This window comes from Xenorhabdus sp. SGI240 (genome assembly GCF_040081915.1).
In the GTDB taxonomy this organism is placed as follows: domain Bacteria; phylum Pseudomonadota; class Gammaproteobacteria; order Enterobacterales; family Enterobacteriaceae; genus Xenorhabdus; species Xenorhabdus bakwenae.
This window is the reverse complement of record NZ_JBEBMB010000014.1, coordinates 1-8,903: the sequence shown is the minus strand read 5'-3', so window position 1 is coordinate 8,903 and position 8,903 is coordinate 1. Positions and strand designations below refer to the sequence as shown.

11 protein-coding genes and 2 pseudogenes are annotated in these 8,903 nt (G+C 47.8%); 1 reads left to right on the top strand and 12 read right to left on the bottom strand.

The window, feature by feature from the left end:
- Positions 1-76: 76 nt before the first annotated feature.
- A complete protein-coding gene (locus ABLA76_RS04245; RefSeq protein WP_348986983.1) occupies positions 77-490 on the top strand; it encodes a hypothetical protein in 414 nt (137 codons plus the stop codon).
- A gap of 128 nt (positions 491-618) precedes the next feature.
- Here ABLA76_RS04245 and ABLA76_RS04240 read toward each other — a convergent pair whose 3' ends face one another.
- From ABLA76_RS04240 to ABLA76_RS04185, 12 genes and pseudogenes are all read right to left on the bottom strand, one after another.
- Complete coding sequence (locus ABLA76_RS04240; protein WP_348986982.1) at positions 619-3,312, bottom strand: conjugative transfer ATPase; 2,694 nt, start codon at positions 3,310-3,312, stop codon at positions 619-621.
- Positions 3,312-3,713 (bottom strand): TIGR03751 family conjugal transfer lipoprotein, encoded by a 402-nt coding sequence (locus ABLA76_RS04235; protein ID WP_348986981.1) that lies wholly within the window; start codon positions 3,711-3,713, stop codon positions 3,312-3,314. The genes ABLA76_RS04240 and ABLA76_RS04235 overlap by 1 nt, the downstream gene beginning before the upstream one ends.
- Positions 3,701-4,027: a hypothetical protein gene (locus tag ABLA76_RS04230; RefSeq protein ID WP_348986980.1), complete on the bottom strand. Its 327-nt coding sequence runs from the start codon at positions 4,025-4,027 to the stop codon at positions 3,701-3,703. The genes ABLA76_RS04235 and ABLA76_RS04230 overlap by 13 nt, the downstream gene beginning before the upstream one ends.
- 19 nt (positions 4,028-4,046) lie before the next feature.
- Positions 4,047-4,673: pseudogene (locus tag ABLA76_RS04225) on the bottom strand (TIGR03752 family integrating conjugative element protein); the annotation flags it as partial.
- Positions 4,570-4,797, bottom strand: coding sequence for a hypothetical protein (locus ABLA76_RS04220; RefSeq protein ID WP_348986979.1), 228 nt, complete (start codon positions 4,795-4,797; stop codon positions 4,570-4,572). The gene ABLA76_RS04220 and the pseudogene ABLA76_RS04225, both read right to left, overlap by 104 nt.
- A 119-nt stretch (positions 4,798-4,916) precedes the next feature.
- Positions 4,917-5,384 (bottom strand): antirestriction protein, encoded by a 468-nt coding sequence (locus tag ABLA76_RS04215; protein ID WP_348986978.1) that lies wholly within the window; start codon positions 5,382-5,384, stop codon positions 4,917-4,919.
- Between the two features lie 104 nt (positions 5,385-5,488).
- Positions 5,489-5,767: pseudogene (locus ABLA76_RS04210) on the bottom strand (antirestriction protein); the annotation flags it as partial.
- 573 nt (positions 5,768-6,340) lie between these two features.
- Complete coding sequence (locus ABLA76_RS04205; RefSeq protein ID WP_348986977.1) at positions 6,341-6,604, bottom strand: PAAR domain-containing protein; 264 nt, start codon at positions 6,602-6,604, stop codon at positions 6,341-6,343.
- A gap of 289 nt (positions 6,605-6,893) precedes the next feature.
- A complete protein-coding gene (locus tag ABLA76_RS04200; protein WP_348986976.1) occupies positions 6,894-7,193 on the bottom strand; it encodes a hypothetical protein in 300 nt (99 codons plus the stop codon).
- A 150-nt stretch (positions 7,194-7,343) separates the two neighbouring features.
- The gene (locus ABLA76_RS04195) at positions 7,344-7,787 is read right to left on the bottom strand and encodes a hypothetical protein (protein ID WP_348986975.1); all 444 of its coding nucleotides are present in this window, start codon (positions 7,785-7,787) and stop codon (positions 7,344-7,346) included.
- A gap of 131 nt (positions 7,788-7,918) precedes the next feature.
- Positions 7,919-8,113 carry a CPCC family cysteine-rich protein gene (locus tag ABLA76_RS04190; RefSeq protein ID WP_348986974.1) on the bottom strand — a complete coding sequence of 65 codons (195 nt, stop codon included), beginning with the start codon at positions 8,111-8,113 and terminating at the stop codon, positions 7,919-7,921.
- Positions 8,110-8,889, bottom strand: a complete 780-nt coding sequence (locus ABLA76_RS04185) for an S-type pyocin domain-containing protein (protein WP_348986973.1) — start codon at positions 8,887-8,889, stop codon at positions 8,110-8,112. The genes ABLA76_RS04190 and ABLA76_RS04185 overlap by 4 nt, the downstream gene beginning before the upstream one ends.
- Positions 8,890-8,903: the final 14 nt, after the last annotated feature.

The window sequence follows — 8,903 nt, the reverse complement described above, 5'->3', positions numbered from 1 at the left end:
CACCGTTGGGTATTTTTGCCAATGTTAAACAAGGTAAAAGTCAACGCGACTGGCTTCAACAAGCCAACGTGATAGGATGTTAAAGTCGAGCATCGCGTTAAATTATTTACCAGAGATATCGGCAATGTTGTCATCATTCACGAATACGCTAGATCGCACCTTAAACACCCCCATAACTTCAGACGAAGAAGCGGAACAATATACACCTGAACAACTCCTTTCATGGGCACAAGGCTGTATGCTTGAAGGATTACCTGATGACTTTAATGAAGCATACGTAGAATGCCTGCAACAACAGCATCCTGATGGGAAAAGGGAAGTAAAAATAACGCATCAGTTTAAACTTAATGCCGATTCCGCCTATGAAACCTTTACACCCGCAGATTATCTCTACCCTACACAGTGCATAGAGAGGGTTCTGGCAGGAAAGGACTGGAAGAAAGCTAAGCTGACATTTAACCCAGGAAAGGCAACATTTTTCTGGGAATAAGTCTCTCATAGAGCCTGTATTGTATTTTGTGGAAATACAATACAGGCTCATCCGAGACTTTTGGAACCACACAATCAAACCCGTAATCCCCGCGCAATATCCATTTTTCTGGCCACCCACATCGCGGCTTACAATTCACTGCACTGATGTTCCCGCATTAACGCCCGTCGTTCCGCTTTTTCTTCTTTTTCCGTCATCCCCAGCGCCAGATACAGGCTGGGTGGCACCACCCGAAACAGCGCTTCGATTTTTTTCGCCAGCACCACACCTTCGGTATAACAGCGCGGGAGTTTACTGGCGGAGAGCAAGACAGTTTTCTGCTCTTCATTCAATTTTTTGAAACGAGCGATTTGCTCGACTTCATCCGGCGGCATGGTCAGGCACAGCCACCATTCCGCCATATTCAGCATTTTCTCAGCGGTATCCGGGTAGTCGGCAAGGTTTTGGGTTGCCAACCACAGCCAGGCGCCCAGTTTACGCCACATTTTCACCACCTTGGTCATATAGGGAGAGAGCAGCGGGTTGGTGGTGGTGATATGCCCTTCGTCGATCACCAGTTGCAGTTCCCTGTCCTGATACTGGTCGCGTTCGGCCAGATTATTCACGGTGTTAATCAGCGACACCATTGCCAGTGCCATTTGCGCCGAATAGTTTTCCCGCGCCAGTGTTCCCAGATCAATCAACGTGACATCCACTTCCGGCCACGGCGTACCGGGACGGTTAAACAGTTCCCCTTCAAAACCCTGGGTAAACATTGACATGGCACCGGCCATTTCATCCGCCCGTGCCCGACGATGTGCCGTGATCAAGGGCTGGCCGTGTTCATCCTGCTGATGGCTGCGGGCGATGGCATACAGGGCATTCTGTAAGTCAGAGGCCAGCATCTGGCGTCCCTCAGCAAAGCTGGTGTGTGCTGCCATCATAATGGCTTCACGAATTAATCCCCGATCCGAACGGGTCAGGCGCTCTTCCTCTTTTTTCTCACCCCCGGTGATCATCAGCCGGGCAGCAATTTCCATTTCCCCCAGAATATCACGCTGCTCATCGCCGTCATCCTGCGATTCATCCGTATCCGGAATATCGGCTTCATGAATACGCCATTGTTGGGGGCTGAGTTGCAACAGTTGATGGGCATCGGCAAACAGCGCCAGGCTCACGCCACAGCCCGGTTTGATACCGATTTTATTGACGGTCAGCCCCAGACTGGCGTAATAATCGGCCAGCAAGCCAAAGCTGTTCCCCGCTTCGACAATAAACAAACGCGGTCGGTGGATCGCCATCAGTTGCACCAGAGAGGCGCACAGCGTGGCCGATTTGCCTGCCCCGGTCGGGCCAAACAGCAATAAATGCGCATTCTGGGTGCGATCTTGCTTGTTCATCGGATCGAAGGTCAGCGGTGCACCACCGCGATTAAAGAAGCTGAACCCCGGATGCCCGGTGCCGGTTGAACGGCCTGTCACCGGCAATAGTCCCGCCAGATGTTGTACCCAGGTCAGGCGACTATACCAGTGTTTCTTATCCTTCTGCGGGTTAAAACACATTGGCAGGGCGCGTAAATAGGCATTCAGCGGGGACACACTGAATTCCGGTCGCACCGGTTGTAATCCGGTGCTCAGCAGGGTTGACGATAACTGATGCACCCGCCGGTTCAGATCAGTGACATCGTTGCCCCGCACCAGAAAGGCCAGCGCACTGCGATACAGTTTATGCCGCCGTCCCAGTAAGGTTTTGACCTCCTGCACATCCTGCCGGACACGCGCCGATTCGGTATTTTCCCCCACCGCATTTTTTGCCAGCCGGGTAAAGCTCTCTTCCAGTGTATCCTGTACCTGCGCCACGATGGTCAAAGAAACCACGGTGCCTGCCGGCATCATATCCATCAGCGCATTGATATTATCCCCCCGTTTCACTTCGCCCGTCAGCGTGCCCGGTTCTGGCGGGCGGCGCAGGCGTTCAACCGGAACCGCTTTATGCGGCAGGCCATCAAACCACCAGACACCGTTTTCGGGATCAGATACCGGTGGGGTAAACCACAGGCTTTCGGCAAAGTCATTATAAATCGGGAGTTCGAGCTGCATGGGCGTTTCATAACTCACCGTGTGGTAAAAATCGACTTTGGCCATGCTCCAGTCCGGGGCTGGGTTAAAATGACGTAACAACCAACTGTGGATCTGCTCGCCATTTTGCCGGACAGCCACAATACCCGCCGCCGCCAGTGACGACACCAGACGCTCGCAGACCTGATTGAGTGCAGCAATGGAAGATAACGTTGAGTGGTTTGCCTGTGATTTGTGCGCAGGCAACCAGCGATACACTGCCATACGCGTCTGGCGCTGCTGTCCCCGCCACGGTTGCCCGGTAATTAAGCTGTCGTAAAATATCCCCTCAGGCTGAGCAATGCTGTTCAGGTGGCGTTCGGACTCGGCCAGAAAGGCCTCCGTAAACGCGGTACCTTGTGCCCAGAGTTTTACATAGTCCCGTAACGTATTGAGGTAACTGGCTGGATCATCTTCATCCTGACAAAAAAACTGCACCACCCAGGGTGAGATATCGTCTTCCTCCAGACTGTCCTGGATCGCATCCTCCAGTTGGTCCCGGATTTCAATCAACCGTTCAAGCGGGCGCCCTTCGGTGGCCACCGGTTCGATACGATAGACCGCTCCCACGGAAACCCCGTCATCCAGCAACAGGCATTGCCCGTCTTCCAGATATTCCACCCAGGGCAGGTAGTCGATGATGGAGGGGCTGGCCCGGTAAATCGCGGCTTCATCGGTTTCACGCAGCTTGCCGGGGCGATGCAGTGCCTTGGGATTTTTTTCCATTACAGGGCCTCCGTGCGTTCACCCGGCAGGGCGTACTGCACCTGCTGATAAAACGGGAACACCGTACTGTAGCCCGGTATCGGCGTATTGCCTGCCGCCAGATGCGGGAAGACATACATCACCATATCGGGATTGGGGAGACGGGGAAACTGCTGGCTGATTTCCTGCGCAGCCGAACGGCTGTAATGGTAATGCTCTTCCAAAGCCCGGCGGCGTTCGGTTCCGGTCAACGTTCTGCGCAATGCGGTTCTGGCCTGCACGGCAGTGTGACCGGCTTTATTGCCCTGCCACATCGCCAGCACCGTCTGCCCGCCGGCAGGCAGCAACGTGTCTTTCGAGGTTGAACAACCGGCCATCAGCCCTGACAGACACAGCACGACAACAGCGTTTATTTTTCGCATCGCTGAACCTCCGTAATGCCAATCGCGGTCAAGGTGGCAAACTCAGGATGGACGGCCAGCTCCGATACCGTAAACGGCAGCCGTTCCCACTGTTCAGGCTCAGCCTCGTTGTTGCCTGCCACCATGGATTGCCACTGTGTGTCTGACAGGCGCCAGACCGTAAAATCACCGTCACCCAGCGGTTGACACGCATTGCCGATGGCAAGACAGAGCCGGGACGCTTTTTGATGGGCAGGCCGCCAGTAGAGCTGAACCGGTACCGGTTCAGCGTGTGGGGGTGCAGGCAATAGGGCTGGCTGGCACTGAACAGCCATTGAAAGACAGGCTTTTCCATTAATCTAAGGCTTCCTGAGTATCATGTTGAACGGGTTCACTAAAGTCGTAACGCACCTTACGGCCTTTCGTTTCGTAATCCATCGCCAGACTTTGGGTGATATGCACCACAACACCGGCACCGGGCGGGACGTAGATCGCATCAAACGTCTGGCTGTAACGTTGTTTGAGCCATTCGGTGATGTCATTCATGCCACCGGCCAGGGCTTTTCCTAATGCCGCCTGTCCGGCGTTACCCGTTAACGCGGAAGTGATACCGCCAGTGCCGTGGGTCTGGGCGGTTCGCTGACTCTCGTTCAGGGCATCGCCAGCCGAATTCATGGCTGACAGGGCAAACAACGTTGGCAGATAAGAGCTGGCGTTGGATTTACGCTCACCGCTGATACAGGGAATGCCGTTTTCATCAGATAACCAGCCGATACCCTGCTGATTCTGCCCTGTGCCCGGCAGGGTACGCACGGTGCCATCCTGAAACACAAAGGTGATGGAATTGACCTGCCCGCGTACACAGGAGAGTGTCCAGTCACCACTGGCTGAACCGGAAACCACCGCTCCTTCCACTTCCGGCAGTTCGATGCCGTTGGCGGTCAGGTTGTCTTTGCCAATTAGGATCTTGAACGGGTAGGGTTTCTTCCCGCAGTGATTGCCTCGCTTGCGGGTGCTGCATCAGGCCGGTGACCTGAACAGTAAACAGTTCTTCATGGGATACCGTACCGGTGTCATCCGGTGCCGGTAAAAAAATCGGGTTCATACGTATTTCCTTGATTTGAGGTCAAATAAAGAAAACACCCGCCCGAGACCGGGAAGGTGTTTTCGGCTCCCTGGTCAGGCGCTTAAGAAAAGGGTTAACAGCATCATGGGCTGATAACGTCAGTTATGATTATTATTATTGACACTGCGGATTAATGACGGACTCAGCACCTTATCCGGCGTGCTTAAATCCAGTACTGTACGTATCAGTTCGGTTTCTGGGTGTTGCCGCGCATATTCACGCAGTTCGCCGAACCGGTACGCATCCTCATCGGATTCATCCAGTACCGCGATACGGGCAAACACCGCTGTCGTCACCGCCAGCCCGAACGCATCGGCAGACAGCGTGACGGTTAACGCACTGTCCGGCAGATAAACAGAATACGTGGCGGCAGATGTCGGCACCATATAGGTCAGCGGTTCAGAGGCATCCCGCCTGTCCCAGCATTCATACCGGTACTCACCACATAACTGCGCGGCGGTATTGGCAATCAGAAACCCCAGAAACAACCGCTCCAGCGGTTTTTTGCCGGGAAACACGGCTGACAGCGCAGGACTGTCCAGCATGATAAGGTCACTTTTTTGCATGATGTTCTCCTGTCAATAAAAAAAGACGGAGAACACCCTGCCCAACGGGAAAAGTATTCCCCGTCCGGGTGACTGGCGTAGTGCCAGAATGGGTTAAATTATCGTCATGCCCCCGCTAAACCTAAAGCTGCCCGGATACACGGGGCCTGGGGATGTTGCAGCGCGTATGCCCGCAAATCACACAACCGTTCAGCGATTTCATCCTGCTTTATGAGTGCCGTCAGATAGCCCAGTACGGTCAGGGTGACCATCAGCCCGAACGTATCCGCTGACACCTCGCCGTTAAAGTCAGTGGTCTCGGTTTTGACCACATACCTGTCAGCGCGTGTCGGCACGGCATAGGCAATATTGTCCGACACTTTCCGGCACTGCCATGTATCACACCGGTAATCCTCACAAAGCGTGGCCGCCGCTTGGTTAAAGCAGAGAAAGACCGCTTTATCAGTAAAACTATTTCAGTGAACGGTACTCAGGGGCGGTTTGTGGTGCTGATTTTCAGGGATGAGGATTAACCTCACACAAGAAAAAAGCGCTGGGATAACGGGATATTGGGATAAGAAAGATTTATTTTAAAATATATCAGTTAGTTATAGATATTTTACTTATCCCGTATTATCCCGTCCTATCCCGTAATGTAGAGTGGCTACAAATAAATCGACTTTATGACAGTGGAGATTATCCCGAAAAAGATTTTTCTCTGGCAGGAATTAATATATTGAATTTAAAGAAATTTAAAATGATGACATTATGTCACGGGATAAACTGGGATAATGAGGGATAGATTAACGTAATGAAATTTATGAATAATATGGCATTTACCCCGTTATCCCGTGAAAATGAATGATAAGTAATATAGAGATAATCAATAGAAATGGTTTTTTTCTCTCCGATTAACCGGGTTAATTTATTAGCCCGGTTAATCGGAGAAGACAAGCGCAGCGCATCAGTGCGGTTTGTCAGGCGAGAAACTCTTTCTGGCTGGCAATCAACTTGGCACCACACGCAGTGTGCATACCTTCTACAGCAATTGCTTTTCCATGACTCTTTAAATTTTCACTACCTTCAATAATGGGAAACACACCTTCACATTTAGGGCATTCAACTAAATCCGTTTTCCCGACAATTAGAATGCCTTTATAAGTATAACCACCGACAGCGGTGATCGCTTTTTCACCGTGATCGGTAGTGTCGTTTAGTAAAATAACAGCTTTGTTTGTCATGTTAATTCCTTATTTCATTTGCTCTAATGGGAGCATAAGGACACAGGACTAAATCTTACATTTTTTATATGGTTATTGTGACTAAAAAGAAGCCTATTCAGGCTCAATAAATACACAAATCAGATATCAAAACCTATCGATAAAATTGTATGGAATGTGAGAAATTATCAATAACCACATGTTGGATGATTTTCATGCAAGGTAGAATCCCGCCCTGCAAGGGCAAGAGCTGAGCCGCTTTAAAAAAAGCCGGAAGATCATGGGATCTTTCCGGCTTTTGATTTATAAATCAGTCACCATTAACCCTAACAGATCTGACTTGTATATTTTTTAACTTTTCTATTATTTTATTCAATTCGTCTTTTCCATCTGTGATTCTATTTCCTATTTCGGTTAGCTCATGAATAAAAGAAACAGCATCCTTATTTTTTAATAAACAGTCTGTTTTGTAATAATCTTTAATCTTACTGAGATTTTTTGAACTACTCCATCTCGTTGAAGAAGAAAAAATATTTGAATGTAAAGTTTCACTCATAACTATATGAGTAACTTCACCATTAATTGTCGTAATATGTATATCAAGTCCCATAAAATCCCCAAAAAGTCTCAATGTAGTGTACTACTTCTCATTTTTTTCAACGAGTTAAAAAATGTAGGTAATGTTGCACTTCAGAGTTGAATTCGCCAAGAGTACCACTTGCATAATATTTTATAAAATGCAAGCGGCACCATTTATTTGTTAAATTTCCATTTTTAATTTTTGATGAAATGCTAATATACTATTCAGATCTGTACGCCACTCAGAAATTTTATTCCCATCTTCTGTTTCTGTATAGCGTGGCTCAATGAAACTATTGATTCTGTTAGGTTCAAATCCAGGGCAATCATCCATAAATAATGTTTGGTTTTGTATAAAAACATCTTTTCCTTTAAAATAAATTATCCATACAAAAATAAAATTAGCTTTATTAGGATTATAAATAGAAACAGCTAATGCAGAGTGGTTTTTTTTATGTAATCCTTCCTCAATAGACTTAACCCAACTTCTTTTATAATCATTCAGATTCCAATATGTTGTTGGTAAAAAGAATTCTTCTTTAAAATCATCAATAATTATTGATGATGGTAAGGCCGGCTCTCCGAAAAATTCCGTGGAAAAATCTTTTGCAATAATATTAAACATTGTATTCTCATTTTAGTTAAATAGTAAATATAGATAAGTTATGCCAGTGTGTTAACACTGGCATTTATCATTATATGTATGGATAAATGATTTACAGATACTAAAACATACATTTTCTAATGTAGATAAAGTTACATTACTTTTTTACCTTCTGAAAATGCTTTTCTTGCTTCATTTAAACTCATTTCATTGGCTCCTCCTTGAAATTCGGCATCTTTAGACTGCACCGGATCATCTTCCCATCCACAAATGTCACAAATAAGATATTCACCAATTTCATCAAGGGTCGTATGATTACAACATGGGCAATGGTATTTATCACTCATTGATTACTCCAATATTTCATTTTTGCTTTAGGTTTAAACATCGTTCTGGGCGCACCACTTTTGGATTGTACGGCAAATGTATTAGAATCAGGATCATAAAATAATTTATCACCCTTGTCATTTTCTTTGCTAAGAGTACCTTTAGGCGGATTTTTAATAAAATCATGAGTGGCGTCTATATACTCATTAGAACTTTTTAAATTAGGGAATTCGTTTCCATGTTTTAACCAGTGATTAATAGCATTTTTAATTCTTGATCCTACCGTTCCTTTCGTCCATATGAGAATTCCATACTTACTATTTTCACTCAAATAAACATAAACCGCCGGCACGCCTTCAATCGGGAAGACCAGAATATAATCCCGGAAATCGCTTTCCTGTACTGGCGTGGTCGTCTTCGTTGGCCCGCGGTCTGTTCCATCCGATATCGGTGTTTCCGTTTTATTCCCCGCCATTTCATTCGGATCCTGCTGCGGGTTAACCATTACACCATCCCGCCATGTGGATTGCTCCGGGATTTCCAGGCCGGGTGTTTGACCCGTCAGGCTCGGATCATCAAGCGGCACGGTGTTGACATTGATTGGCGTGCCACGCTGGTTAAAATATTGAGGCAGGTCCTGCGGTGATAACGTCTTATACATTGATGACGCGTTAGTGTACCAGACCAGTATAGGCGAATCCGCGCCATCTTCCCGAAATTCATAGGTTCCCGGGGCAGTTTGCTTCACATGCCGTACTTTAACCGTATCCATACCACTTCCTTCACGGGTAAACAATTAACTCATTGCTA

Bases quoted from the DNA above. Each gene is read 5' to 3' on its own strand.
- ABLA76_RS04200 (WP_348986976.1), bottom strand. From the start codon at position 7,193: ATGGGACTTGATATACATATTACGACAATTAATGGTGAAGTTACTCAT.
- ABLA76_RS04215 (WP_348986978.1), bottom strand. From the start codon at position 5,384: ATGCAAAAAAGTGACCTTATCATGCTGGACAGTCCTGCGCTGTCAGCC.
- ABLA76_RS04230 (WP_348986980.1), bottom strand. From the start codon at position 4,027: ATGGCTGTTCAGTGCCAGCCAGCCCTATTGCCTGCACCCCCACACGCT.
- ABLA76_RS04245 (WP_348986983.1), top strand. From the start codon at position 77: ATGTTAAAGTCGAGCATCGCGTTAAATTATTTACCAGAGATATCGGCA.
- ABLA76_RS04235 (WP_348986981.1), bottom strand. From the start codon at position 3,713: ATGCGAAAAATAAACGCTGTTGTCGTGCTGTGTCTGTCAGGGCTGATG.
- ABLA76_RS04195 (WP_348986975.1), bottom strand. From the start codon at position 7,787: ATGTTTAATATTATTGCAAAAGATTTTTCCACGGAATTTTTCGGAGAG.
- ABLA76_RS04240 (WP_348986982.1), bottom strand. From the start codon at position 3,312: ATGGAAAAAAATCCCAAGGCACTGCATCGCCCCGGCAAGCTGCGTGAA.
- ABLA76_RS04205 (WP_348986977.1), bottom strand. From the start codon at position 6,604: ATGACAAACAAAGCTGTTATTTTACTAAACGACACTACCGATCACGGT.
- ABLA76_RS04220 (WP_348986979.1), bottom strand. From the start codon at position 4,797: ATGAACCCGATTTTTTTACCGGCACCGGATGACACCGGTACGGTATCC.
- ABLA76_RS04190 (WP_348986974.1), bottom strand. From the start codon at position 8,113: ATGAGTGATAAATACCATTGCCCATGTTGTAATCATACGACCCTTGAT.